24 protein-coding genes are annotated in these 25722 nt (G+C 72.5%); 16 read left to right on the plus strand and 8 right to left on the minus strand.

Annotated features, from left to right (window positions below):
* The first annotated feature begins 252 nt into the window (after window positions 1-252).
* Both LGR69_RS20675 and LGR69_RS20680 read left to right on the plus strand, forming a co-directional pair.
* Window positions 253-2040 carry an ABC transporter ATP-binding protein gene (locus LGR69_RS20675; RefSeq protein WP_230367206.1) on the plus strand — a complete coding sequence of 596 codons (1788 nt, stop codon included), beginning with the start codon at window positions 253-255 and terminating at the stop codon, window positions 2038-2040.
* Between the two features lie 112 nt (window positions 2041-2152).
* Window positions 2153-2566 (plus strand): GFA family protein, encoded by a 414-nt coding sequence (locus tag LGR69_RS20680; RefSeq protein ID WP_007560522.1) that lies wholly within the window; start codon window positions 2153-2155, stop codon window positions 2564-2566.
* On the opposite strand, the gene LGR69_RS20685 is transcribed toward LGR69_RS20680, so the two are convergent.
* Window positions 2550-3524: a LysR family transcriptional regulator gene (locus LGR69_RS20685; RefSeq protein WP_230367207.1), complete on the minus strand. Its 975-nt coding sequence runs from the start codon at window positions 3522-3524 to the stop codon at window positions 2550-2552. The two genes, LGR69_RS20680 and LGR69_RS20685, sit on opposite strands and share 17 nt — an antisense overlap.
* A gap of 331 nt (window positions 3525-3855) precedes the next feature.
* Between LGR69_RS20685 and LGR69_RS20690 the strand changes: the two genes are divergently transcribed.
* The 3 genes from LGR69_RS20690 to LGR69_RS20700 all read left to right on the plus strand — a co-directional run bounded on the left by LGR69_RS20690 (window position 3856) and on the right by LGR69_RS20700 (window position 6376).
* A complete protein-coding gene (locus LGR69_RS20690; RefSeq protein ID WP_230367208.1) occupies window positions 3856-5232 on the plus strand; it encodes an MFS transporter in 1377 nt (458 codons plus the stop codon).
* A 209-nt stretch (window positions 5233-5441) separates the two neighbouring features.
* Window positions 5442-5693: a hypothetical protein gene (locus tag LGR69_RS20695; RefSeq protein WP_007560526.1), complete on the plus strand. Its 252-nt coding sequence runs from the start codon at window positions 5442-5444 to the stop codon at window positions 5691-5693.
* A 77-nt stretch (window positions 5694-5770) separates the two neighbouring features.
* Window positions 5771-6376: a glutathione S-transferase gene (locus LGR69_RS20700; RefSeq protein ID WP_230367209.1), complete on the plus strand. Its 606-nt coding sequence runs from the start codon at window positions 5771-5773 to the stop codon at window positions 6374-6376.
* Between the two features lie 64 nt (window positions 6377-6440).
* Here the strand turns inward: LGR69_RS20700 and LGR69_RS20705 are convergent, their stop codons facing one another.
* Complete coding sequence (locus LGR69_RS20705; protein WP_007560528.1) at window positions 6441-6908, minus strand: DoxX family protein; 468 nt, start codon at window positions 6906-6908, stop codon at window positions 6441-6443.
* A 484-nt stretch (window positions 6909-7392) separates the two neighbouring features.
* On the opposite strand from LGR69_RS20705, the gene LGR69_RS20710 reads away from it, so the two are divergent.
* Window positions 7393-8193 carry a glycosyltransferase family protein gene (locus tag LGR69_RS20710; protein WP_230367210.1) on the plus strand — a complete coding sequence of 267 codons (801 nt, stop codon included), beginning with the start codon at window positions 7393-7395 and terminating at the stop codon, window positions 8191-8193.
* Between the two features lie 193 nt (window positions 8194-8386).
* On the opposite strand, the gene argE is transcribed toward LGR69_RS20710, so the two are convergent.
* On the minus strand, window positions 8387-9571 hold the full coding sequence (argE, locus tag LGR69_RS20715; RefSeq protein WP_230367211.1) for an acetylornithine deacetylase: 1185 nt from the start codon (window positions 9569-9571) through the stop codon (window positions 8387-8389).
* 160 nt (window positions 9572-9731) lie between these two features.
* On the opposite strand from argE, the gene LGR69_RS20720 reads away from it, so the two are divergent.
* The 6 genes from LGR69_RS20720 to LGR69_RS20745 all read left to right on the plus strand — a co-directional run bounded on the left by LGR69_RS20720 (window position 9732) and on the right by LGR69_RS20745 (window position 13640).
* On the plus strand, window positions 9732-10031 hold the full coding sequence (locus tag LGR69_RS20720; RefSeq protein ID WP_230367212.1) for a hypothetical protein: 300 nt from the start codon (window positions 9732-9734) through the stop codon (window positions 10029-10031).
* Between the two features lie 36 nt (window positions 10032-10067).
* Window positions 10068-10502 carry a GlcG/HbpS family heme-binding protein gene (locus LGR69_RS20725; protein WP_230367213.1) on the plus strand — a complete coding sequence of 145 codons (435 nt, stop codon included), beginning with the start codon at window positions 10068-10070 and terminating at the stop codon, window positions 10500-10502.
* Window positions 10503-10571: 69 nt separating this feature from the next.
* Window positions 10572-11438, plus strand: coding sequence for an alpha/beta hydrolase (locus LGR69_RS20730; RefSeq protein WP_230367214.1), 867 nt, complete (start codon window positions 10572-10574; stop codon window positions 11436-11438).
* Window positions 11439-11841: 403 nt separating this feature from the next.
* Window positions 11842-12150, plus strand: a complete 309-nt coding sequence (locus LGR69_RS20735) for a hypothetical protein (protein ID WP_007560534.1) — start codon at window positions 11842-11844, stop codon at window positions 12148-12150.
* Between the two features lie 242 nt (window positions 12151-12392).
* The gene (locus tag LGR69_RS20740) at window positions 12393-13070 is read left to right on the plus strand and encodes a carbonic anhydrase (RefSeq protein WP_050734673.1); all 678 of its coding nucleotides are present in this window, start codon (window positions 12393-12395) and stop codon (window positions 13068-13070) included.
* 258 nt (window positions 13071-13328) lie between these two features.
* On the plus strand, window positions 13329-13640 hold the full coding sequence (locus LGR69_RS20745) for a hypothetical protein (RefSeq protein ID WP_230367215.1): 312 nt from the start codon (window positions 13329-13331) through the stop codon (window positions 13638-13640).
* A 99-nt stretch (window positions 13641-13739) separates the two neighbouring features.
* Here the strand turns inward: LGR69_RS20745 and LGR69_RS20750 are convergent, their stop codons facing one another.
* Both LGR69_RS20750 and LGR69_RS20755 read right to left on the minus strand, forming a co-directional pair.
* On the minus strand, window positions 13740-14384 hold the full coding sequence (locus tag LGR69_RS20750; RefSeq protein WP_230367216.1) for a winged helix-turn-helix domain-containing protein: 645 nt from the start codon (window positions 14382-14384) through the stop codon (window positions 13740-13742).
* 137 nt (window positions 14385-14521) lie between these two features.
* Window positions 14522-15622 carry a replication protein RepA gene (locus LGR69_RS20755; protein ID WP_122160057.1) on the minus strand — a complete coding sequence of 367 codons (1101 nt, stop codon included), beginning with the start codon at window positions 15620-15622 and terminating at the stop codon, window positions 14522-14524.
* A gap of 743 nt (window positions 15623-16365) precedes the next feature.
* On the opposite strand from LGR69_RS20755, the gene LGR69_RS20760 reads away from it, so the two are divergent.
* Window positions 16366-17196, plus strand: coding sequence for a TrmH family RNA methyltransferase (locus LGR69_RS20760; protein WP_230367217.1), 831 nt, complete (start codon window positions 16366-16368; stop codon window positions 17194-17196).
* Window positions 17197-17323: 127 nt separating this feature from the next.
* On the plus strand, window positions 17324-17578 hold the full coding sequence (locus LGR69_RS20765) for a hypothetical protein (RefSeq protein WP_091864514.1): 255 nt from the start codon (window positions 17324-17326) through the stop codon (window positions 17576-17578).
* A gap of 156 nt (window positions 17579-17734) precedes the next feature.
* On the opposite strand, the gene LGR69_RS20770 is transcribed toward LGR69_RS20765, so the two are convergent.
* Window positions 17735-19732, minus strand: a complete 1998-nt coding sequence (locus tag LGR69_RS20770) for an HWE histidine kinase domain-containing protein (RefSeq protein WP_230367218.1) — start codon at window positions 19730-19732, stop codon at window positions 17735-17737.
* Window positions 19733-19951: 219 nt separating this feature from the next.
* The gene (locus tag LGR69_RS20775; protein WP_230367219.1) at window positions 19952-20842 is read right to left on the minus strand and encodes a polysaccharide deacetylase family protein; all 891 of its coding nucleotides are present in this window, start codon (window positions 20840-20842) and stop codon (window positions 19952-19954) included.
* 165 nt (window positions 20843-21007) lie between these two features.
* Between LGR69_RS20775 and LGR69_RS20780 the strand changes: the two genes are divergently transcribed.
* The gene (locus LGR69_RS20780) at window positions 21008-22429 is read left to right on the plus strand and encodes an MFS transporter (RefSeq protein ID WP_230367220.1); all 1422 of its coding nucleotides are present in this window, start codon (window positions 21008-21010) and stop codon (window positions 22427-22429) included.
* Window positions 22430-22603: 174 nt separating this feature from the next.
* Entirely contained in the window at window positions 22604-23458 is an 855-nt protein-coding gene (locus LGR69_RS20785) for an amidohydrolase family protein (protein ID WP_230367221.1), read from the plus strand.
* 125 nt (window positions 23459-23583) lie between these two features.
* On the opposite strand, the gene LGR69_RS20790 is transcribed toward LGR69_RS20785, so the two are convergent.
* Window positions 23584-25635, minus strand: a complete 2052-nt coding sequence (locus LGR69_RS20790) for a methyl-accepting chemotaxis protein (protein WP_230367222.1) — start codon at window positions 25633-25635, stop codon at window positions 23584-23586.
* Window positions 25636-25722: the final 87 nt, after the last annotated feature.

The raw sequence follows: 25722 nt of genomic DNA on the forward strand, positions 1-25722 counted from the left end.
GGTTCCGGTTCCCCTAGCCTCGTCCCCGTCGCGCTCGATCGAGGGAGGGGCTGCATGAAAACTGTCGTTGCCGTCCTCCCCGCAGGAATCGCCGGCGTCGCCGCCTGGATCGGCTAGCCGCCTTCCCGCCGCGCCCGGCCCCACGGCCCCGGCGCCCCTGAGCCCTCCTCCCGTCTGACCTCGCCGGCCCGCGTCGCATCCGATGCCGGGCTCGCATTTTCCGGAGCCGACGCCTGCGCGTCGGGCATAGGCATGTCTCTGTCCTCCCCCCGGCGGGCGGGCGCGGTCCGCCGCGTCCTCGCCTTCGTCGTCCGCGGCTGGCGCAAGCGCTGGCCCCTGGTCGCCGGCCTGTCCGGCGCGATCACGCTGGCCACCTTCGCGGAGGTGATGCTGCCGCTCTACGCGGGCCGGCTGGTCGACGCGCTCACCCGGCCCGAGCGCCAGGCGGCCCTGGAGGCCGCCCTGCCCGCCTTCCTGGCGATGACGGCGCTCGGCCTCGCCACCGCGCTGCTGCGGCACGTCGCCTGGAGCCTCGTGGTGCCGCTCACCCTCCACACCATGAGCGACATGGCCCGGGACGGCTTCGCCCGGGTCCAGCGCTTCTCCACCGAGTGGCACGCCAACACCTTCTCGGGCTCCACCGTCCGGAAGATCTCCCGCGGCATGTGGGCCCTCGACGGACTCAACGACACGCTGCTGCTGGCGCTGCTGCCCGCCCTGGTGGTGCTCCTGGGCACCGCCCTCGTGCTGGGCCTGCATTGGCCGGCCCTCGGCGCGGTGGTGGCGCTCGGGGCCGCCGCCTATGTCGGCGCCACCGCCCTCCTGGCGACCCGGGTCATCGCGCCCGCTTCCGCGCTCTCGAACGCCCTCGACACGCGGCTCGGCGGCGCCCTGAGCGACGCGATCGGCAACAACGCCGTGGTCAAGGCCTTCGGCGCCGAGGGCCGGGAGGAGGCGCGCCTCGGCCGGCTCCTGGGCAAGTGGCAGCGGCGCACGCACCGCACCTGGATGATCATCACCTGGAGCGGCACCGGCCAGCTCGGGCTGCTGCTGGCGCTGCGCACCGCCATCGTCGCCACCGCCCTCTGGCTGTGGTGGCGCGGGGAGGCGAGCCCGGGCGACGTCGCCTACGTGCTCACCACCACCTTCGTGGTGCACGGCTACCTGCGCGAGGTCGGCGGCCACATCAACCACCTGCAGCGGGCGATCAACGAGATGGAGGAGCTGGTCGCGCTGGCGGCCGAGCCCGTCGGCGTCCCCGACCGGCCGGGCGCGGTCCCGCTCGCGGTCGCGGGCGGGACGATCCGCTTCGCGGATGTGCGCTTCCATTACGGCGCCCACGGAAACCCGCTCTACGACGGGCTGTCGGTGACGATCCCGGCGGGCCAGCGGGTCGGGCTGGTCGGCCGCTCGGGCTCGGGCAAGACCACCTTCGTCAAGCTGATCCAGCGGCTCTACGACGTCTCGGGCGGTCGGGTGACCATCGACGGGCAGGACGTGGCGGCGGCGACCCAGGCGAGCCTGCGGGCGCAGGTCGCGATCGTGCCCCAGGAGCCGGTGCTGTTCCACCGGTCGCTGGCCGAGAACATCGCCTATGCCCGGCCCGGCGCCTCGGCGCAGGACATCGAGCGGGCGGCCCGGCTCGCCAACGCGCACGATTTCATCGCGCGGCTGCCCAAGGGCTACGCCACGCTGGTGGGCGAGCGCGGCGTCAAGCTGTCGGGCGGCGAGCGCCAGCGGGTGGCGCTGGCCCGCGCCTTCCTGGCGGACGCGCCGATCCTGATCCTGGACGAGGCGACCTCGAGCCTCGACTCCGAATCCGAGGCCCTGGTCCAGGAGGCGATGGCGCGGCTGATGCACGGGCGCACGGCGATCGTGATCGCCCACCGGCTCTCGACCGTGCAGGCGCTGGACCGGATCCTCGTGTTCGACCGCGGCCGCATCGTCGAGGACGGCCCCCACGCCGCCCTGATGCGCCGCCCGGGCGGGGCCTACCGGGCCCTGTTCGAGCGCCAATCCGTCCTGGCGGAGAGCGCGTGAGGGCCGCGCGCGGCGCGTGCGTTTTCCTCACGCGCCGCGTGAGCGTTTCAGGGATTGTCCGGTCGGGATCCCGGGTCTACCCCCGTCGGGTTTCCGGACGGGACCCGGCATCATGACCCTCCATACCGGCCAGTGCCATTGCGGCGCGGTGCGCTTCCGGGCGCGGCTCGGCGACGGCTTCGCATCGATCCGCCGCTGCACCTGCTCCTATTGCCGGATGCGCGGCGCCGTGGTCGCCATGGCGGAGGCGGGCGGGGTCGAGATCCTGGAGGGCGCGGAGGCGCTGACCCGCTACCGGTTCCACACCGGCACGGCGGAGCATTTCTTCTGCGCCCGCTGCGGGATCTACACCCACCACCAGCGGCGCTCGAACCAGGCCCTCTACGCCGTGAACGTGGCGTGCCTGGACGGGGTCAGCCCGTTCGACTTCGCCGCGGTGCCGGTCATGGACGGGGTCAACCACACCAACGATACCGGCCGGCCGACCCGCCGGGCCGGCACGCTGCGGTTCATCCCGGCCGATTAGGAAGCGCCGGGAGCCCGGCCGCGAGGGCGTCGATCGCCAGCCGGAGGCGGGCAGTCATCAGGCTGTCCGTCGGCCAGACCAGGTGGATCGGCAGGCCGGGCGGTTCGCGCGCCGCCAGGACCGGCCGCAGACGCCCCTGCCCCAAATGCCCCTGCCCCGGATGCCCTTCCCCCAAATGCCCCTCCCCCAGGAGCGGCTGCGCCAGCCACAGCGGAACCTGCACGAGGCCGAGCCCGGCCCGGGCCGCCAGCAGCGCCGCCTCGACATGGCCGACCCGGATCCGGGCGCGGACCGGAACCTGCATGAGCCGGCCCCCGACCGCGAAGCGCCAGGGCTCGACCCGGCGGTCGCGCAGGATCCCGATGCAGTCATGGGCCGCCAGGGCGTCGAGATCCTCCGGCATGCCCCGCCGGTCGAGATAGGCCGGCGCCGCGCAGGTGACCGAGCGCTGCGTGCCGCACCGCCGGGTCGTGAGCCCGAGCGTGTCGGGCAGCGCCCCGATCCGGACCGCCAGGTCGATCCGGTCCTCGATCAGGTGGGTCGGCCGGTTGGAGAACAAAGCCTCCAGCTCCAGCCCCCGGTGCCGCTCCATCAGCGCCAGCAGGATCGGCATCACGCACTCGCGCCCGAACAGGACCGGCATGGCGATGCGCAGCCGGCCGACCGGATCGGCGGCCCGGTCGGCCAGCCGGGCCTCGAGCCCGGCCTCGGCCCGCTCCAGCTCGGCGAGCGCCCGCAGGCAGCTCTCGCGAAAGAGCCGCCCCTCGTCGGTCAGCGACAGGCTGCGGGTCGTGCGCAGGAACAGTCGGGTGCGCAGGCGCGCCTCGAGACGCCCCACCGCCTTGGCGATGGTCGACTTGGACTGGCCCAGCTGCCGCGCCGCCCCGGTGAAGCTGCCGGCCTCCGCGGTCTGTAGGAAGGCCCGGATCCCCTGAAGCCGCTCGCTCGCGATGGTCACCGGTGATTTCCGAACTGAATTCGCCAATCCGGGGATGAGATATCGCCCCGGGCGCACGTCCTTCAACGCTATACGGGCCTCGGCCCCGGGCCGGGCCACGCCCCGTGCGGGTCCCGATGCCCACACATCCGCGTGCGCAGGCCGCGACGCGCCCCTCCCCGTTCAGGAAAGGGGACCTGCGGCTTTTCCGGGCGACGACGGGTGAATCCGCGATCCCCGGAGGGGGAGGGAAAGGCCCGTCGATCGGCCGGAGCCCTCATCCGCCACCCCGGCGCGGCCGGCAGGAGCGGGCACGCCTCGGACCTCCGTCCACATCCCAAGCGAGGAAACCATGTCCTCTCCCGCCCCCGTATCGCGCTGGATCGCCCTGCTCGGGGTCGCGATCGCCAGCTTCGTCGGCTGCCTCGACTTCACCATCGTCAACACCGCCATCCCGGACATCCAGCGGGCGCTGGCGGCCACGGTCGGCGAGACGCAGTGGATCGTGACGATCTTCGTGATGGCCCTGTCGGCCTTCATGGTGGTGGGCGGCCGGCTGGCCGACCTCTACGGCCGGCGCCGGATGCTCCAGGGCGGGCTCGTCCTGTTCGCCCTCGCTTCGCTGGGGGCGGGCCTCGCCGGCACGGTCGGCCAGTTGGTCGCCTTCCGGTTCGTCCAGGGCCTGGGCGCGGCCGTCCTGTACACGGCCTCGGCCGCCATCGTGGCCGACGCCTTCCCGGAGGCGGAGCGGGGCCGGGCGATCGGCCTCCTGTTCGCCGGAAACGGCCTCGGGCTGGCGCTGGGGCCGGTGGCGGGCGGCGTCCTGGTGGCGCTGTGGGGCTGGCGCGGGGTGTTCCTGATCAACCTGCCGTTCCTCGCCCTGTCCGGCCTGCTGTGCGGCCTGAGCGTGCGCGAATCCCGCGATCCCGCCCCCGGCGGCATCGACTGGCCGGGGCTGGCCCTGCTGGTTCCCGGGATGCTGCTGCTCCTGTTCGGGATCAGCCGCATCCCCGATTCCGGCTGGACGGCGCCGGGTACCGGGGGATCCATCCTGGGCGGCGCGGCGCTGCTGGCGGCCTTCCTGCGGGTCGAAGCGCGGGCGTCCGCCCCGTTGATCCGCCTCGACCTCTTCGCCAACGGCCTCTTCCTGGAGGCTGCCATCGCCACCGTCGCGCTGGCCTTCTTCTACTGCGCGGCATTCTTCATGATGCCGCTCTATCTCAGCGACATCCGGCGGATCGCGCCCGTCCAGGTCGGCCTGGCGCTCCTGCCGACCACCGCCCTGGTGGCGCTGTCCTCCCCGGTGGTCGGACGCCTCGTCGACCGCGCCGGCCCCCGCCCGCTGCTGCGCGCCGGGCTGGCGCTGCTGGCCGCCTCCGCCGCCGTGCAGACGCTCTTCACCGCCGAGACCCCCCTGCCCCTGCTCCTCGCCGGCTTCGCCCTGATGGGCCTGGGCTGGGGCTGCGTCCTCGGCCCCTCGACCGTGGCGGCGATCGGCGCCGTCGGCGAGGCCGCGGGCGGGGTCGCCATGGGCGTGTCGTGGACCCTGCACAATCTCGGCGGGGCCCTCGGCCTGGCCCTGGCGAGCGCCGTCTACCGCGCGGCCGAGCCCGCCGGCCCGGCCGCCGGCTACCATGCCGGCATGGGGTTTCTGGTGGCCGTGACGGTCGGGGCGCTGCTCGTCACCGTCTGGCTCGGTCGGGGCCGGCGGGCGGTTCTGCAGCCCTGAGGTTGGCCCCTCCGCCCCGCCATCCGGGTTCGCCCGCAGCGCCGAAACGCGCTGGGACAAGGCCGAGACCTGTAATCAATCGACAAAACCAAACATAAACCATATTTTCAGGCAATATGGTCAGTATAATAGCCGCAAACACAGATATTAAGGCCTTCCTCTCAGGGTTCACCCCCGCGATGACACCCTTATCGGAGACAGGCAGCACGATGGCGAGATGGATCCCCGGGGCGGCGGTGTTCGGCCTCCTGTGCTTGATGATCATCCCGGCCCCCGGGATCTGGGGCGTCCTGATCGGCGCCGTCTGCGTGCTGGCGATCATCGGCAGCCTGTCCCTGCTCCTCCTGGACCGGGTCGCCACCGGGATCCTCGCCTGGCGGGCGCGCCGGCAGTCCAAGCGCCGGAGTCGGGTGCGGGGACGGGTGGTGCATGCCGGCTCCGGGATGTCCCGGAAGCTCTGACGGGGCTGGATTCCGGCCGGCAGGAGTGCAAGGTCCGAGCGCCGCGACCAGGCGTCGCCACGAACCGGGACGGTCCGATGAAGCTCCTCTACTCCCCCGCCTCCCCGTATGCCCGCAAGGTGCTGGTGCTGGCTCACGAGACCGGGCTGATCGACAGGATCGCCGTCACGGTCGCCGGGGCCTCCCCGACCGGCCCCTCCCCGGAGGTCGCCGCCCACAACCCGCTCGGCAAGATCCCGGCCCTGGTCCTGGAGGACGGCACCGCGCTCTACGACAGCCGGGTGATCTGCGAGTATCTCGACGGGCTCTCGGCCGGCCCGCGCCTGTTCCCCGAGGGCGCGGGCCGCTGGGACGCCCTGGTCCGGCAGGCGCTCGCCGACGGCCTGCTCGATGCCGCGCTGCTCACCCGCTACGAGCGGGTCCTGCGCCCGGAGGCGCAGCGCTGGGCGTCCTGGGAGGCCGGACAGGTCGGCAAGATCAGGGCGGCGCTCGACCGGTTCGAGGCCCTGGTCGCGGACATGCCGGCGCTCGATATCGGCTCGGTGGCGATCGCCTGCGCGCTCGGCTACCTCGACCTGCGCTTCCCCGACCTCGCCTGGCGCGAGGGGCGCCCCGCCACCGCCGCCTGGTACGCGGTGTTCGAGGGCCGGCCCTCGATGGTCGCCACCGTGCCGAAGGGGTGAGGCCTCGGGGCTGCGCGCCCCAAAACCCCGCCAAAGGGCCGGGGGCCCTTTGGAATCCCGGATTTTACGGCTTGGCCTGGACCGCGTAGGGCTGGGACGAGGCGAGCGGGTCGGCGAAGAAGTTTTCGACCGTCCCGGCGCCGGTCCCGAAGGTGATCAGCAAGAAGCCTCCGGCCAGCGCAAAATTCTTCAGGAAATCCCAGAACAGCTCGCGGCCCTTGCCGCCCGCCCAGAAATCGCCGGGCGCCCAGAATGGCTTCCACAGCAGCGCGGTGACGCCGCAATAGCCGGCGAGCACGAAGGCCGCCGCCCGGTCGGCGAAGCCGGTCAGGATGCACAGCGACATCCCGATCTCGACCCCGAGCCCGATCAGGATCAGCAGGGTCGCCGGCCCGGTGGCGTGCACCGCCTGCCGGGCCTGGCCGACCGCGCCCTTGAAGTTGAGGATCTTGTCCAGGGCGCTGAACGGCAGGAACAGCAGCACCAGGAGCAGGCGGACGCCGAACGCGATCGCGACGCTGAGGCTGGCCATGCGCTTTTCGACGATTCCCGAGCCGGCCCCGCGGCCCGCCGCTCCTCCAAACCGCGAGCGGCGCAAAGGTTTCCCGTCGCGGGCCGACCATGGATCTTCGGGCATACGGTGCGCCAGGTCCTGGCCGGACTGGGCCGTGCGGATCCGGTCGAGCGGCTGATCCTGTATCTTGCGTCGTTGGTGACTTCTGAACAACAGCAGGGCCATCGATGTCAGCCAACACAATGATCGATATCCCAGCGTGAAATACTATTATTTTCAAAATTTGTAGGCGTTTACCAACTATATAATAATCGAATGGGTTTTATATTTTCAGATGTTACTCCGATCGTGACCGCCTGGAATAACTTGACAGCCCGAAACACGCACTGTTTCGATTTATCCAGCGCGAGAGAATTTCGTCATGCCACAGCGCCACGAACATATTTACAGCCGACGTGCAGCGTCGTCATGCATTTCGCGATAAATTTACAGAGAAACAAGAATGAAAATTGCCATCATTACACCGTCACGGCTTAAACGCTCGACGCTGGTCGGCAAATCCGATCTCTATTTTCTGGAGCATGCCGTTGCGAGCGCAGCGGCTCAAGAGCTCATCGATAAACAGATCACGATCCATTTCTTCGTTGGAATCGATGCGGATACCGTGATTCCGGCTCGGCTGGCCGACCATCCGCAACTCACATTCGTGCGGAGCGACTGCAAGGCCCAGGTTCCCGCATTGAATGCGGCAATCCGGGCCGTGGATGCCAGCTGGGACCTTGTCGGCTTCCTCGAGGACGACGACCGGTGGCTGCCGCAATATCTCGCCGTCGCCATCCGGGCCCTCGAGGGGTTCGATTTCGTCTCCTCGACTCAACTCGAGGTGAACGAGGCCGACGAGCCCGTCCGGATCAACGATTTCCCGGCGCCGTCCGGTTGGCTCATGCGCCGCAGCACATTCGAGAAGGTCGGCGCGATCAATCCGGCCTCGAAGTGGCACTACGACAATGAGTGGCTCGGTCGCCTGGCCGAAACCGGCCTGCGTCGCGCCCATCTGGTCGAGGCAACGGCTCCGTGGACCATGGACGACGCCTTCCAGGTCCGTCCCTGGTTGGCGAACGTCCTACGTTTCGGCGGCCCGAACATCCACCTCGTGCGCCACGGCTTCGTCCTGCCGCTCGTGTACCGTCTCGTGCATCCGGGATCCGGGACCTCGCATGTCGGTGGGGGCGGGACGGCCAAGACGGAGAGCAACGCGGAATACCAATGGCTCGTCGACCGCTTCGGTCGGATCCCGTGGTGAGGCTGCAGCGCTCTGCCGGACTCGATCCCGTTGCGATCGGTCCGGCCTCTCACCCCTCCATGTGACGCCCCCGCGAGGGAGTGCTGGCCGCGACGTCGGGCCATTCTTCGCGGAAAATCTCAATCCGCGCTGCGAGAGCCGCAGCCTTCGAAGGCTCCTCGCCGGGAAGCCCGCGCTTCGCTGCGCCGCGCCGTCAGCCCCGGCACGCCCGGATCAGCCGCCGGACGAACTCGGCGCAGGCGGCGAGCTCGTCCCGGGTCACGTATTCGTCGGCCTTGTGGGCCCGGGCGATCGAGCCCGGACCGATCACCACCGCCGGCACGCCGCCCAGCCGCTCGAACAGCCCGCCCTCCGTCCCGTACGAAACCTTCCCGTGCGCGTTCCGCCCGGCCAGCCGCTTGGCCAGCGTCACGATCGCCGCCTCGGGGTCGGTGTCGAGGCCGGGATAGTCGATCAGCGGCTCGACCTCGACGCCGCAGGCCGGGTCCGTTTCCCGCATCAGCGGCGCCAGGATGTCGGTGGCGTAGGCGATCGCGGCCGCCGCCAGCGCCCCGGCATCGTCGGCGCCGATCGCCCGGTACTCGAACTCGACGCTGCAGGCATCCGGCACGATGTTGAGCGCCGAGCCGCCCCGGACCACGCTCGACAGGCCGGTGGTGTGGGGCACGTCGTAGAGCGGGTCGCGGGCCCCGTCCCGGGCGATCGCCTCCGCGGACAGCCGGACATGCTCGATGAAGCGGGCGGCGTATTCCACCGCGTTGACGCCCGCGGGCGCCAGGGCCGAATGGCTGGCCTTGCCCCGGAAGGTGAGGCGGGAAGCCGACTTGCCCTTGTGCCCGACCACCACGCCCATCCCGGTGGGCTCGCCGACGAAGCAGCCGAGCGGGCGCGGCCCCCGCTCCAGCATTTGGGCGATCAGCGGCCGCACCCCGAGGCAGCCGACCTCCTCGTCGTACGAGATCGCGATGTGGAGCGGGGTGGCGAGTTCCGCCGCCGCCATCTCCGGGAGCAGCGCCAGGCAGACGGCGAGGAACCCCTTCATGTCCGAGGTGCCGCGCCCGTAGAGCCGGCCCGCCTCCTCCCGCAGCACGAACGGGTCCGACGACCAGGGCTGGCCCTCGGCCGGCACCACGTCGCTGTGCCCGGAGAGGACGTAGCCGGCCCGCGTCTCGAACGGGCCGACGCTGACGAGCAGGGCCGCCTTCGTGCCGGTGGCGTCGGGCACCCGCGCGACCGCGGCGCCGTGAGCGCGGCAGTAGCCTTCCGCCCAGTCGATCAGCGGCAGGTTCGAGCGGGCGCTCACGGTGTCGAAGGCCACCAGGGTCTCGAGCAGCGCGACCGGATCCTGCGCGGCGGGGTTTTCGGCGGCGATCGGCATCGGGCGGCTCGCATCGTCTCGGGGGGAGGGCGTCCCGCATCCTACGGGGTTTTCGCAAGTTCCGGACCGGCGAACACCGCCCTGCCCCGGGGATCGCCCCCGGAACCGGCGGCGCGGAGCCGCGTAGGCGCCGGAAAGCCCGCACAGCCGAGCCCGAACCATGCGCCCCGCGTCCGTCCCGATCCTCGCGGCCCTCCTGCCGGCGGCGCTGCTGCTGACGCCCGCTCCGGCCGAGGCCCGCCCGCGCCCGCGGGAACCGCACCACCGCGTCGCGTCCGACATGGAGGCGACGCTGGCCCGCATGGCCGAGCGCGACCGGCTCCGGGGCTGGCGGTCGTGGCAGAGGCCCCGGCCCCGCGCGGGCATCCTTCACCCGGCAACGCGGGAGCGGGTCGCGGCCCCGCCCTTCACAGGATGGGGCTATGGCGGCACGATCCCGGGGGTCCGGCCCGGATTCTGACACCTCCCCGCCCTGACTCCGCGTCCGAGGATTGCGATGCCTGCCCCCACCCGCCCCGCCGCCCGGCTCACCCATGCCGCGGCCCTGACCGTCCTCCAGGCGGCCATCGCCCACGCGGAGGCGATCGGGGTGCCGGAGAACGTCGCCGTGGTCGATGCCGACGGCAACCTGCTCGCCTTCCTGCGCATGGACGGCGCCAAGCTGCTGTCGCGCGAGAGCGCGCTCGCCAAGGCGGTTACCGCCGCCTCGAACGGCGCCGCCACCGGCCGGCTCCCGGCCGATCTCGCCGTGACGGTCGCCCTCGCCTCCGGCAGCCGCCTGACCAACCTCCCGGGCGGCCTGCCGATCGTGATCGACGGCGCCTGCCTGGGGGGCATCGGGGTCGGCTCCGGCGCCAGCGACCAGGACGTGGCGGTGGCCCGCGCCGGCCTGCGGGCGATCGGCGCGCAGGATCCCGATCCCGCGGCCTGAGAACCGGGCGGCTCGACCCGGGTCCGGCGGCCTGTCATGGTGTGGCGGGAGGCCGGGAGGCAACCCACGATGGTTCTCGACTTCCGCCTGGACGATCCGACCCCGGCCGATCCGCGCCGCCGCTGGGCCGAGCTCGACCGGGACGCGCGCAGCGCCTGCTACGACAACACCCGCGCGGTGGCCGACAGCGCCGCCCAGGTGGCCGCCCGCGACGCCGCCTCGGCCGCCTACCGGGCCCGGCATCCGGCGGGCCTCGACATCCCGTACGGCCCCGGCCCCCGCAACGCCCTCGACCTCTACCCGGCCCGCGACGCCTCGGCGCCCGGCCTGATCTTCCTCCATGGCGGCTACTGGCAGCGCGGCGCCCGCGAGCTGTTCGCCTGCTTCGCCGAGGGGCCGAACGCCGCCGGCTGGTCGGTGGCGCTGGTCGGCTACACCCTCGCCCCGGAGGCGAGCCTGACCCGGATCGCGGCCGAGATCGGCGCGGCGCTCGACTGGATCGGCGCGCAGGGACCCGCGCACGGGATCGGCGGCCCCCTGGTCCTGGCCGGCTGGTCGGCGGGCGGGCTGCTGACCGCCCTGCAGCTCGGCCACCCGGCGATCGCCGCGGGGCTCGCGATCTCGGGCGTCTACGATCTCGCGCCGATCCGTGAGACTACCCTGGACGACAAGCTCGGCCTCACGGAGGCGGAGGTCGAGACCCTGTCGCCGCTGCGCCTGCCGGTGGTGGGCAAGCCGCTCTGCCTCGCCTATGGCAGCCGCGAGCTGCCGGCCCTGATCCACGATGCCCGCAACCTGCACGCCCTGCGGGCGGCGGCCCATGCGCCGGGTCCCCTGCTGCCGGTGCCCGGGGCCGAGCATTTCTCGGTGCTCGGCGAGCTGCGTCGGCCGGACGAGATCCTGGTGCGGGCGGCGCATGCGCTGCTCGGCGGCTGAGCGCCCGCGCCGACGTCCGCGCGGCATCACGGACCGCCGTTTCGCCGGACACGCCGCCCCTGCGGAAGACCCTGCGGAGGGGTGAGATCGCGCACGGGCCCGGCCTGGACGGGTCCCGTCCGGAGCCGGTCGCCTTCATCCCCGCCCCTCCCCCGCCCCGGACCGGGCGGCCGCGATCCCGCAGCGCGAACCGGATCGGGGCCGGTTAATCCACCGGTTCGACAGGCCTCGGGTTGCCGCGTGCGGTCACGCACCAAGTCGATCAGCAAATCGGATTAAATTTTACATCGATCTACTGTGCTTATCCGCACATCTACTTGGATCGTCCGAAGCTATGTTGGGTTCATCGGCACAGGACGCGGTGTCCCGAGCCAGCATGACGAACACAGGCGGAGAGCTTCACATGACGCGCACCACAACCCAGCGCATCCTGACCCTCGGCCTCCTGGCCGGTGCCCTCGCCCTGCCGATGGCGGCCCAGGCCGGCGAGGGTGGCGGCGGCAGCCGGCAGGCCGCCGGCGGCGGCCACATGAGCTCCTATGTCAGCGATCCCTCCCACGATCCGCGCTCCCTGCATTCGCAGCGCGTGGGCAGCGGCCAGCTGCTCGGTGCCCCGATGCTGCATGACCGGGGCCACGCCACGGTCGCGCGCCGCAGCGTGATCGATCCGCACTGGGCTTCCGGGCATGTCGAGCGCCGCACCCGGCGCTGACCCCGCGTAAGACCCGGCGCCGCGTCCCGCATCCGATATCCGGGACGCGGCGCCGGATCCGTAGAGCCCCCCTGTCGGGATGGTGCCCGAGCCCCCGGGTCGGGCGGTCCCATCCGAAGGCCCGCATCGCCGGAGGGGCCCGCACCGCCATGCCGAGACGGCGCGGCGCCCGGGCTCCCCCGTGCCGGCCCCTGTTCGCCCCTCCCTCACAGCCCGATCTCTCGCCGCCGAAGGCCATATCCGTGAACAGCATCATCCAGGGCATCGCCAGCTTCCAGGGCAGCGTCTTCCCGGGCCAGCGCCAGATGTACCAGCAGCTGGTGCGCGACGGTCAGCACCCGAGCGCGCTGATCATCGCCTGCGCCGATTCCCGGGTCGCGCCCGAGCACATCACCCAGGCGGGCCCGGGCGACCTGTTCGTCTGCCGCAACGCCGGCAACATCGTGCCCCCGGCCTCCGACGTGGTCGGCGGCGTCTCCTCGGCGATCGAGTATGCCGTGGTGGCGCTGGGGGTGCGCGACATCGTGATCTGCGGCCATTCCGATTGCGGCGCCATGAGCGGCCTGATGAAGCCGGACCTCCTGAAGAAGATGCCCAGCGTCGCGGCCTGGCTGCGCCACGCCGAGGCCGCCGAGCGGATCGTCTGCGAGGCCTATCCCGAGGGGATGGATCCGCAGGAGCGCCACCGGGCCCTCGCCCTGGAGAACGTGGTGGTCCAGCTCGCCAACCTACGCACCCATCCGAGCGTCGCCGCCGGCCTGGCCAGGGGCGTCCTGCGCCTGCACGGCTGGTTCTTCGAGATCGAGTCCGGCGCGCTCCTGGCCTATGACGGCACGACCGGGCGGTTCCGGCCGATCGCCGAGGTGGACATGCCCGTGGCCCAGTCGCCCCTGCCGGGGGACCGGATGCGCGCCGCGTGAGCGCCCACCCGCGCCGCGGCCGGCCCGGCGAGACGCGGGCACGGCCCGCCCGGACCGGATGTCGCAGCGCCGACGATTGATCACGACCCGGGCCGAAAACTTTGTCCGCCCGTATAGCCTCTTCGACCCAAGATCTTCGCATCCGGTTAAGCTTGAATCTTCGCGCCCTTTTAAGACGCCGCCGCCACACTCGCCCGGTCCGCTCGACCCGCGGCCCGGGATCCGGCGGACATGCGTCTTCGGCAGGGAGCTTCGTCGATGTTCAGGTTCCTCGCGGCCCCGGTCGCCTGCCTGGCCCTGGCCGGAATCGCCGCGGCGCAGGACCGGACCGAGAGCGTCCAACCGGTGGCGGTGATCCCGGGGCCGGAGGCGCAGCGCCCGGACCCCGCGTCCCGCATCCCCCTCGACAGCCTCGCCCTCCGTCACCCGGAGCCCGAGGCCGCCCAGACCACCGCGTCCCTGAAGAGCCCGGCAGATCTGCCCAGAGAGGCGCTCAGGCCGGTCCCCAAGCCCTGGTGCGCGCAGGAGAGACGCGTCGGCACCGGCGCGGGCTTCTGCCTGATCAACTGAAGCGCCTGCCGACGCCCGGGACGGCGGTTTGCGGCAGCGGGCCCGTGCCCTCGGGGACGCCGCAAGCCAGATCGCGTCGCCGCGCACCCAGCCTCGTTCTCAAGCCTCCGGATCCGGGTCCCGCTCGAATGGGGGATCGGCCTCTCCGGCCAGGGCGTAGGTGGCCTCGGCGACGCGGCGCAGGGGCCCGCCGGATCCGGCCCGCTTCCACAGCCGGGTGTTGAGCGCCGCCACCGGATCGCGCCCCGGCAGGCTGAAGCCGCGGGCCAGGAGGATCTCCAGGATCTCGGCCGCGTGCAACGGCCGACCGGCCTCCAGGATTGCCCCGCAGGCCGCCTCCACCAGCGCCCGGCCGTAGCGGCGCGCGGCCGCCGCATCCTCCGTGAAAGCGATCGCCGGCGGGATCCCGGCCGGCTCCTCGTGCGGTGGAACGGGTCGGGTCTCCTGGTCTGGGATGTCCCAGGCCTCGGGCGCGGCCGGGCTCGGCCGGGCGGTGGGCGGCGGGCTGGTCTCGACGGGGATGCCCCGGGCTGCGGCAGGCCGCGGTTCCGGCGCCGGACGGGCGGCGTGGCCCGCGTCGCGGCCTTCGTCCCGATCGAGGACGGCCGACCCACTCCCCGCCCCCTTCAGCCGCCGGCCGAGCTCCCGGTAGAGCACGAGATCGGCGATCTCGCGGTCGAGCGCCTCACGCTGCCGGCGCAACGCGGCGAGCCGCGCCTCGATCTCCTCGTCCGACAGGCCCATGTCACGTTCCCTTCAGCAGGACGGAATATGTAGCCTGTTCCGAACGCCTAGGGAATAGCCTTTCTTCGTTCCGTTGCGTCGGCAGCCAGCCGCTCAAGGTGATTGACCGCTTCCGGAAGGGAATTAGCTACGTTCCCTCAAATTCCCTGCCGGCGCGCTTTCATTCCCTTCGTGGAGGCCGGGCGTGGCGGCACCAGCAGGGCGCTCGGATCGGCCGGGTGCAGGGTCAGGCCGCCATCGTCGAGCACGATCGGCAGGCGCGGGAACACCTCGCGCAGATGCGCCAGATCGGCCTTGAACGCCTGCCGGAAGCTGCGGATCGAGGCGTTCTCGGCGCCGAACTGTGCGTGCAGGTTGCCCCAGGTCAGCCGCAGCGGCCGTTGCAGGGCCCGCAGCCGGTAGCCGGTCCAGAACAGCAGGTCGAGCTTGCGCGCCGAGCCGGAGAAGGCCCGCGCCGCCCGCACGTCGACCGGCAGGGCGTGCTTGATCAGCGTCTCGTAGAATTCCGGGTCGAACCGGACCGTCCGGCCCGCCTCCTCCTCGCCCTCGCCGGCGCGCGGACGCCACAATTCCAGGCTGCGGAACGGCGGGACGTTGAGGGTGGTGGCGCTGTCGCGCCCGTCCCAGAGACCGATCTGCATGGTGCAGGCGGCCAGCCGGTTCAGCTGTTCCTTGAACTGCCGGATGGTGCCGCGCTCGCCGCCGGTCACCGCGAACCCCATCTCGCGCATGAAGCCCGAGAGCGTCTCGGCGACCTTCACGGTGGGGCTGCGCTGGCGCACCGCCTCGGTGCAGAGGTGCAGCAGCACCAGCCGGGCCTTCGGCCCGTAGGGCAGCCCCTGGGGCTCGAAGGCGCCGGTCTCCGGATCCTTGATCCGCCCGGCCATCAGGCTCAGCGAGTTGCGCCCGTAGGTGCGGGAGAATTCCCGCACCGGCCCGGGATCGCGATAGGGCAGGCCGCAGAGCGCCAGCACCGAGTGGATGTGCTGCAGGCTCGAGGGCAGCGCCGGCTCGCTCTCGATGACGAGGCGCACCGCGTCGCGGCGGCGCTGGTCGCGCGACAGCTGGGCGCGGCGGAGCTCCTGCTCCCCGAGAACGGCGGCCTCGGCATCGCGCGCGCGCTGGCGGTGCAGCACGTGCTCGACGATCTGGGCGAACAGGAAGCCACCGCGCGCCGCCTCGATCTCGGCCCGCAGATCCGCGTCGTGGATCGCGGCAATCTTTTCCTCGACGCCCATCGCCCCTCAGCCCGAGCCGCACGCGGGCACGCCCCTCCAACAGGCGGAGAGGCGGCCCGATCCTGCCATGCCACGATTCGCCCGCCGGGGCTCCGGTCCGATCCGGCTTGTCCCGGCAATCCACGCTTCCCCGAGGCCTGTCGCGAGGATCTCCCGGGCGGCAGCCGCGCAGAGTTGCATACGCGCGGATCCGGGCCCTGAGCCTACGCAGAGTTCGATACGCCCGGGTCCCGGCATTCTGTCCCCGCATTCCACCGCCCCGACCCCGAATCCGCGCCGAATCGGATACGCGACCGCGCAGAATCCCATGCGCCGACCGGCCGGATCCGCGCAGACTCCGATACGCCGGCGCGCAGAGTCGCATGCGCATCCACGCAGAGTCGGATACGAAAACCACGCCTAAACCCATGGCGCAGATGAGGAATTGGCCACTGCATATAGTCTTCCGAACTGACTCTCTGAAAGATTCCTTCTAGATAATCTTCCTACTTAACGCGGCGCTCGTTCGTTCTGCCGAACACATCCGGTTCCGTCGACATGCACATGGTTTGAAGGGAATATACCTGATCCATCCACAGACCGGGGTGCGGGGGTGAGGCGTCCGTCAGGGAATCCGGTGCCCGGTCAGCCCGGCGACGATGTTTCGGACGGCCTCGGGTTGACGTGGGCTGTGCCGCCCGGTTTCTCGGACCGACCCAGTCTGGAAAGGCCGTGCCGATGTTCCCCTCCCCGATCGCGTTCCGATGACCGGCCGCCGCAATGACGGCCGCCCGGGCGGCCCGCCCCGGTCCGGGTTCCGACCCGGCTTCCGGCCTGGGGGGCGTCCCGGCGGGTCCGGGCCGCGGCCCGAATCCGGCGCGCCGGAGGGCGCCGCGGTGCTCTACGGCTGGCACCCGGTGGTGCAGGCGCTCGGCAATGCGGAGCGCGGCCTGCACCGGCTGCTCGCCACCGAGAACGCGGCGGCCCGGCTGACCGAGGAATTCGGCGACGCCCTGCGCATCACCCCCGAGCTGGTGCGGCCGAGCGAGATCGGGCGCCTGCTCGGGCCGGACGCGGTCCACCAGGGCCTGTATCTCGAGGCCGAGCCCCTGCCCGCCCCGGGCCTCGACGACCTGCCGGCCGACGCCCTGCTGCTGGCGCTGGACCAGATCACCGACCCGCACAATGTCGGGGCGATCGTCCGCACGGCCGCGGCTTTCGGGGTCGCCGGCATCGTCACCACGGTGCGGCACGCGCCGGGTGCCACCGGGGTCCTGGCGAAATCCGCCTCCGGCGGGCTGGAGCACGTGCCCTTCGTCACCGTCCGCAACCTGGCCGAGGCGCTGATCGAGTTGGGCGAGCGCGGCTACACGCGGATCGGCCTCGATTCCGATGCCCCCGCGAGCCTCGACACGCTCACCATCGCCCGGCCGCTGGTGATCGTCCTCGGGGCGGAGGGCAAGGGCCTGCGCGAGCGGACCCGGACCTGCTGCGACATCCTGGCCCGGATCCCGTTCTCGGGGGCGATCCGCAGCCTCAACGTCTCGAACGCCGCCGCGATCACGCTCTACGCCCTGGGCCGACCGCCGGCCTGAAGGGCGGTTGGATACGGCCCGGAAACAAAAAGACCCGCGCCGAATCCGTGCCGCGACCTAGGCAATTCCAGTCCTCTGCCGTAGAAGACCGCATTGAGGGGGGCGTGGGCTGCGAGGCGTGCGCCGGATGCTGGACGATGCTTTAACTTACGGCGGTGGGGCTTTCAGCCTGATCGCGGTCGGCGTGTGGCTGTGGCTCGCCCGACGGGCGATCCCGAGCTTCGAGTCCTTCGTGAAGGGGTTCGACGACGAACTGCGGCTGGGCGCGAGCCCGGAAGAGCGCGCCCGCACCGCCCGCTGGCATCAGATCCGCCAGGCGGCCGTGGCCCTGACCGCGGTCGGCGCCCTGTGCCTGTCGATCGGCCTCGCGATCCCCGACTGAGAGCCTCTCACGAAACTCCCGCCGCACAGTCGCGGGCGAGGCGAGGGCTCCCGGGAACCGGGAGTTTTGTGAGGTGCTCTGAGTGGGTAACGTCCTGCCGCGAGGGCTCCGCCCCTGAACCCCGCCGAGGGGGTGAGCCCTTTGGAAGCGCCGGCTCTACGGCTCGGCCCGGAATCCGGCGAGCGGTGCGGTGAGCGTGCAGACGAGCCCGTCGCGGGCGAAGTCGAGCTCGGCCCGGCCGCCGACCGCCCCGGCCAGCCCGCGCTCGATCAGCCGCGAGCCGAAGCCCCTGCGCCTCGGTGGGGCCACCGGCGGGCCGCCGCTCTCCCGCCAGACCAGCGTGAAGCCATCGTCCCCGGCCGCGTCGCAGCCCGTCTCCCAGCGCACCGCGACCCGGCCCGTCTCCGTCGAGAGCGCGCCGTATTTGACCGCGTTGGTGCCGAGCTCGTGCAGCATCAGGGCCAGCGACAGCGCGGCCGACGGCCCGATCAGCAGGTCCGGGCCGTTCAGCTCGAACCGGCCGCGCCCGTCCTGATGCAGCGCCAGGCTGCCCGTCACCACCGCGGCGACGCTGGCGGTCTCGGCCTGGCCCGCGAGGTGCCCGGCGAGCAGGACGTCGTGGGCCTGGCCCAGGGCGACCAGCCGCGCCGCCAGGGCCTCGCGGGCCGCGTCGATGTCGGGGGCGTTGCGCAGCGTCTGGGCGGCGATCGCCTGCACCAGCGCCAGGGTGTTCTTGAGCCGGTGGGACAGCTCGCCGTTGAGCAGAGTCTGGTTCGCCTCGGTGCGCTTGCGCGCCTCGATATCGGACACCGCAACCACGGCGCCGACGGTGGCGCCGGCGGCATCCTTGATCGCCTCGCCTCGGATGGCGATCCAGCGGCGCGCCCCGTCCGGGTGCTGGTAGCGGACCTCCAGCTCGGCCCGGGCGGCCTGGCCCGCGCAGATCCGGGCGAGGGGGAATTCCTCCGGGGCCACCGGTCTGTCATCGGCGTGGTAGGCGACGTAGACGCCGTATTCCGTGCTGGCCTGCGCGTAGAGCGTGTCGTGGCCCAGCACCTCGCGGATGCGCCGGTTGCCCATGACGATGCGGCCCGACGGCGCCTCGGCGAGCAGGATCCCGACCGGGACCGTGTCCATCACGGTGGCGAGCCGGGCCTCGGCCGCGCCGACCTCGCGGGTCTCGGCGAGCCCCGCCGCGACCGTGCCGGCGATCAACCGGGCGACCTCCAGATCGTCCGGCGTGAAGGCACCGGCCCGGGCCGAGCGCAATTCGAGGATGCCCAGAACCGCGCCGCCGAGGCGCACGGGCGCGTAGAGGGCCGCGCGCATCCCGGGCACCGGCAGCGGGTCCTGCGTCACCCGCGGATCCGCCGCCAGGTCCGGGCTCAGGAGCGCCGTGTCCCCGGTCAGCGCCGCGCCGGCCAGGCTGCCGGCGAGCGGCCGGTGCTGGCCGACCTGGCCGGCGAGGGTCCCGGCCCCCGAGCGGTAGACCAGGTCGACGCCCTCGCGCATCGCGACGCCGCCGCCCTCGGCCTCGGGCACCGCCGCCAGGGCGGCGGCGACCAGGAGATCGAGGATCGCCCGCCGGTCGCCGGCCTCCAGCAGAGCCGCGAGCACCCCGGCCACCACCGCCCGCTGGGTCAGGAGGCGGTCGCGCGCGGCCCGGCTCCGCTGGAAGTCCAGCTGCCGGACGGCGAGCCGGGCGAGGGCGGCCAGATCCTCGGCCTCCTCGGCTCCGAGGCCTCCGGGGCGGGGGGCGTGGTCGAGCACGCAGAGGGTGCCGAGGCGCTCGCCGGATTCGGTCTGCAGCGCCGCCCCGGCGTAGAAGCGCAGGCCCGGGCCGGCCACGACCAGCGGGTCGGCGCAGGTGCGCGGATCCGTCGTCAGGTCGGGGATAACCAGCAGGCCCGGCTCGTCGGGGATACGCCCGAGGAGACCGTCGAGGCTGCTGCCGGGCGCGTATGGGCCGGGCTCGAACCCGGCTCCGGCCTGGAACCGGACCCGGTCTCCGGCCGCGAGGCCCAGCAAGGCCATCGGGGTTGCGCAAGCCCGCCGGGCCATGCGGACGAGGTCCACGAACCCGGCCTCCGGCGGGGTGTCGGGAACGAAGCTGGCCGGCGCGGCGAGGCGGCACGGGTCGCGGACGTCGTGCATCGGGGCGTGATCGGTGGACGCGGATAGAGCCGCCTCCGGGGCAACGATGGCGGCAGCAAGGCTGACCGGGCAAAAATCGCGATCCCGGGTCTCATCCGGAACGATGAGGCGCGTTTTCGGGCCCGGAAGACCTCGACGAGACCCGATCAGATCGGCCTGGATAGCGAATCCGGACCGATGGAATCGGGATCCGGCCCGGAAGCGGGCGCCCGGCGCCGATCAACCCGCCAGGGCCGTGGCGTGCGCGGCGATTCCGCCCGCCGTAGTGAGCCAGATCCGGTCCCGGTGGGCCGCGATATGGCCGATCGCCGCCCGCAGCGGCCGCAGCCGGTGGGGCTGGCCGACGATGTAGGGATGGAGCGCGATACCCATCACCAGCGGCGCGGTGGCGGATTGCTCCAGCATCTCGTCGAAGGCGTCGACGATCGCGTCGGCGAATTGCCGGCCGGTCTCCTTGCGGGCGACGATCGCCGGGATGTCGTTCAGCTCCTGCGGATAGGGCACGGCCAGGATCCGGCCGCCGCCCCGGGTCGCCATCCAGGTCGGCTGGTCGTCGTGGCACCAGTCGAGCAGGTAGCGGTAGCCGGCCTCGGCGAGCAGGTCGGGCGTGACCCGCGATTGCGAGATCCAGGGCCCGAGCCAGCCGGCCGGCGCCCGGCCCTCCTGTCGGGTCAGGATCGCGGTCGCCTCCGCGATCAGGGCCCGCTCCTCCGCCTCGGACAGGGTGCCCTGCCGCTCGGCATTGGTGCGCCCGTGCCCGACGATCTCGTCGCCCCGGGCCCGGAACGCCTCGATCAGGCCCGGGCAGTCCCGGTAGAGCCGGCTGTTGACCAGCACGCTCGCGGGCAGGCCGAGGCCGTCGAGGGCATCGCGCAGCCGCCAGGCCCCGACCCGGTTGCCCCAGTCGCGCCAGGCGTAGTTGAGCACGTCGGGCTGTGGCCCGCCCGGGGCGAGCTCGGCCCCGAGCCCGGAGCCGAAATCGAAGGTCTCGAGATTGAGCCCGACATAGACCGCGAGCCGCCTGCCCCCGGGCCAGTCGTAGACCGGCCGGTCCGGAAGGGCGCTGTAGCGGTAGCGGCCGTGCTGTGCGGCCGAGGCAGACTCATCCATCGCGGGTCTCAATGTCCGGGGGCGACCGACCAGATAGGCCGGATCCGGGCCGCCGACAGCGCCGGCCGATCCGCCGCCATGCCTGTTCGGGCGGGCGGCCCTGCTGTACCGGGTCGGAAACGGGACCACGCGGGGCGTGGTCCGGGTGCCGAGGAAGGATCCGCCGTGCCGCTTGCCGCGACATCTCAGGGGGACGGCCGTCCGGTCGTCTCCGACATCGCCGCGCGCCTGGAACGGCTGCCGATGTCGCGCTACCAGCGGAAGATTTTTGCGATCATCGCCTCGGCGTGGCTGGTCGACCAGATCGACGTGGCGCTCCTGACCTTCCTGCTCGGCTCGATCGTGGTGGCCTTCGGCTTGAGCCCCACGGAGGCCGGCCAGCTCGCCGCCATGACCTTCGCGGGCCAGCTCGTCGGCAACATCGCCGCCGGCACCGCCTCCGACCGGTTCGGCCGCAAGGCCGTGTTCCAGGTGACCATGGTGGTCTGGGGCCTGGCGAGCCTCGCGGCGGCGACCGCCTTGAGCCTGCCCGTCCTGATGGCCTGCCGGTTCCTGATCGGGGTCGGCGTCGGCGGCGAGGCGCCGGTGGCGCAGGCGATGGTCTCGGAGATCGTCCCGGCCCCCGTGCGCGGCAAGTACATCGCGATCCTCGAAGGGTTCTGGGCGGTGGGCTACGTGCTGTCCGGGGCGATCAGCTTCTTCGTCCTGCCCTATCTCGGCTGGCGCTGGGCCTTCGTGGTGGTCGGCCTGCTGTCGCTGGTCGTGCTGGCGGTGCGCCGGACCATGCCCGAATCGCCCCGCTGGCTCGCGGAATCCGGCCGTCACGCGGAGGCCGAGGCGGTGATGGCCACGATGGAGCGCGCGGTCGAGCGCGCCACCGGCCGGCCCCTGCCCCCGGTCACCCCGCAGATCGCCGCCGCGGTGGCGGAGACGGTTCCCGCACCCCGGCTGAGCGCGGTCGCGACCCTGTTCGCGCCGGCCTACCGGATGCGCACCGTGATGGCCTTCGGGCTGTGGTTCTTCGCGCTGATCGGGTTCTTCGGGCTCAATTCCTGGATCGCGGTGCTGCTCAAGGAGCGCGGCTTCTCGATCGTCGGCTCGGTGGGGTTCGTGACCCTGATCACGCTGGGCGGCATCCCGGGCTTTGCCGCGGCGGCCGTCCTGCTCGAGCGGATCGGCCGCAAGCCGACCACTTCCCTGTTCCTCGTCTGCGCGGCGGCCGCCGCCTGGCTGTACGGCAATGCCGGCGGCGAGCCCGTGCTGACCGTCGCCGGCCTCGCGGTGACCTGGCTGTTCGTCGCCGGCTTCGTGATGCAGTTCTTCATGTTCGGCATGTGGAGCTGCCTCTACGCCTACACGCCGGAACTGTACCCGACCCGGGCCCGGGCCACGGGGGCCGGCTTCGCCTCGGCCTTCGGGCGGATCGGCGCCATCCTGGGGCCGATGATCGTGCCCGTGCTGGTCCGCGATTACGGCCCGGCCACCGCCTTCCAGGTCGGCGCGGGCGGGTTCCTGATCGCCGCCCTGCTGGTCCTCACCCTCGGGGTCGAGACCCGCGGCAAGGTGCTCGAGGCGGTCTCGCATTGACGAGACCCGCCTGCCAGGGACGAGATCGGGTTTCCAAAGGGCTCAGCCCTTTGGCGGGGTTCAGGGGCGGAGCCCTTGAGCGCACGGCCCGAGGCCCGATAGCAGGGCTCCGCCCTGCACCCGCACAAGGTCTCGACCTTGTGGATCCAGTCACAACCATGGAGTCCCCAAACAATGCCCGTCGTGGACATGCGCAGCCGGCCGACCTTCCTGCACAAGTTCTTCGGCGCCGAGCCCGACACGCCGGAATTCGGCGTCGCGCGCTGGCTGAACGCCCGGGTCGGCAGCCGCGAGGTCGAGCACTTCACCCGCGGCGCCACGATCGAGGGGTTCTGCGCCGAGATGGACGGCGCCGGGATCGACGTCGCCGTGATGGTCGCCCGCTCGGTGCCGGGGGTGCGGGTCTCGAACGACGCCCTCGCGCAGGCCGCCGGGCATGATCCGAAGCGGCTGATCGGCATCGCCTCGGTGGATCCGGTGAAGCTCGGCCGCAAGGCCGCGGTCGCCGAGGCCAAGCGCGCCGTGACCGAGCTCGGCTTCAAGGGGATCAACCTCGATGCCGGCTTCTACCGGGAGGGCATGCGGGCCGACGACGAGCGGCTGATGCCGCTCTACGAGCTGTGCGAGAAACTCGCGGTCCCGGCCTTCGTGATGTCCGGCCCGACCACTCCGGACCTGCGCCTCAACGACCCGCTGGCGGTGGACCGGGTCGCCCGGACCTTCCCGAAGTTGCCGATCGTCTGCTGCCACGGGTTCTATCCGCACGTGGCCGAGATGGTGACCGTGGCCTTCCGCAACGAGAACGTGTTCGTCTCCCCGGACATGTACACGTTCGCCCCCGGCGGCGGCCTCTACGTGGAGGCGGCGAACGGCTTCATGAAGGACCAGTTCCTGTTCGGCTCCTCGTTCCCGTTCCGGCCGATGCGCCAGGGCGTCGAGGATTTTCGCGCCCTCGGCCTCTCGGAGGAGGCCCTGGACGCCGCCCTCTGGCGCAACGCCGACCGCCTGCTCAACCTCGGCCTCGCCTAGGCCGGGTCCTGAGATCCCAAAGGGCTCAGCCCTTTGGCGGGGTATCGGGGCGGAGCCCCGATGAACCAGGGCTCCGCCCTGGACCCGCACAAGGTCCCGGACCTTGTGGATCCGGGACCTCCCTGTCAGGCCGCCCGGACGTTGGCCAAAAAGTCGCCGACGGCGCCGCGCAGGGCGCTGGCCTGCCGGGCCAGGTCGCTGGCGGCGTCGAGCACCTGGGACGAGCCATGGCTGGCCATGTCCGCCGCCTCGCCCACGCCGGCGATGTGGCCCGAGACCGCGCGGGTATCCTGCGAGGTCTGGCCGGTGGTGCGGGCGATCTCGGCGGTGGCCGCGCCCTGCTGCTCGACCATGGCGGCGATCTCGCCCCCGATCCGGGCGAGGGTGCGGATCACCTCGGTGATGCCGCCGATCGACCGGACCGAGGCTTCGGTGGAGCCGGTGATCTCGGCGACCTTGGCGGCGATCTCCTCGGTGGCCTTTGCGGTCTGGCCAGCCAGTTCCTTCACCTCGGACGCCACCACGGCAAAGCCGCGCCCCGCCTCCCCGGCCCGGGCCGCCTCGATCGTGGCGTTGAGCGCCAGCAGGTTGGTCTGGCCGGCGATGTCCGAGATCATCGCGACGATCGCCCCGATATTGCCGGCGGCCTGGGCGAGGCGGCGGACTTCCCCGGCCATGCCGTCCGCATCCCGGGTCGCGGAGGCCGCGAGGTCGGCGGAGGCCCCGACCTGCACGCCGATCTCCCGGACCGAGGCGGTGAGCTCCTCGGTGGCCGCCGCCACCGTATCGGCCGAGCGGGCGGCCGAATCCGCGGCGCCGGTCACCGCCCGGCTGAGGTCGGTGGTGTCCTGCGCGGCCCGGGCCATGCCGTGGGCGGAGGCCTCCAGCTGCTCGGCGGCGGCCGAGACCGCCTCGACGATGCCGCCGACCTGCCGCTCGAAGCTGTCGGCCAGGCTCAGGGCGGCGGCGCGCTGGGCGGCGGCGTTCTCGGCGGCGAGCCGCTGCTGCTCGGCCCGGGCGAGCCGGCGCTCGGCGACGCTGTCGCGGAACGTCACCGCGGCGGCGGCGATCGCCCGCACCTCGCGCGGGCCCCCCGCGGGGATCGCCAGCTCGGCGGCGCCCGGCTCGTCCCGGCCGATCGCCGTCAGCACCCGGGCCATCCGGACCAGGGGGCGGGCGATGGCCGTGCCCAGCCAGAACGCGAAGCCGACCGAGAGCGCGAACAAAGCGAGCCCGCCCGCGATCCAGACCGCCAGCATCCGGTCGGCCCGGGCCCGCACCGCGTCGGCGGCGGCCACGAGGTCGGCGGTCAGCCGGTCTTCGACGCCCTTCAGGGCGTCGATGCGCTGGGTGGCGAGCCGGAACCAGGCCGGCGCGTCGCGGAAGGCGAGGGTCGTGCCCGGCATCGTCTCCTGCACGGCCTTGCGCAGGCGCGCCACCTCCCGGGCCGGCTCGGTCGCCTCCGCGGCGTCCAAGAGCGCGGCCTGCCCGTCCGAGGCCCCGGCCCGGAACAGGGCGCCGTAGGTCGCCTGATCGGCCGAGAGCGTGGTGAGCCGGCGCGTGGCGGGAAGGTCCAGGGTACCGGAGGCGAACACTGCCGAGGCGGCGGCCCGCTCCTGGCCGGCGGCCTCCTTCAGCGCCAGGAACGCCGCGTAGGCGTTCGCCCGGCCCGCGATGCCGGCCTCGCCGATCACCCCGCCCATCGCCCGGACCACGCCCAGCCCCTCGCCGATCAGGCCGGTATAGAACGATACCGCCTGCGGCGCGCTCACGCCGAGGGCGTCGACCGCCCGGCGCTGGGCCGCGAGCCCGGCGAGCGCCTTGGACAATCCGTCCGCCCGCGCCGCGAAGGCGGGGCCGAAGCCGGTCGCCGCCGCCATCGCGTCGGGAAGCCCGGCGAGCGCCGCGTCGGTGCGGCTGCGCTGGGCCGCGAGTTCCGGCCCGAACTGCGCGCCCTTGGCGCCCAGGAACAGGCTGGACGCGCCGCGCTCGCGCTGCGCCTCGTGGACGAAGGCGCTGATCCGCGAGGCGAGGCCGACGAGGTTCTCGACCCGGTCCATCTCGGCGCGCCGCGCCCATTGGTCGGATACCGCCCACCACGCTGCGCCCGCGAAGGCGAGGCATGGCGCAAGCGCCACCGCGAGGATGCGGGCGCGGAGCGAGGAGAGGACGGTCATCGGAATCCAGAGCGGTCGCGGTTAACCCGAATCATCCGGGACGGGTATAAAAACACCGTTACGGTGGAAGGGTTTGGCGCGGACCGC

It is taken from the genome of Methylobacterium brachiatum (assembly GCF_020523825.1).
Taxonomy (GTDB): domain Bacteria; phylum Pseudomonadota; class Alphaproteobacteria; order Rhizobiales; family Beijerinckiaceae; genus Methylobacterium; species Methylobacterium brachiatum.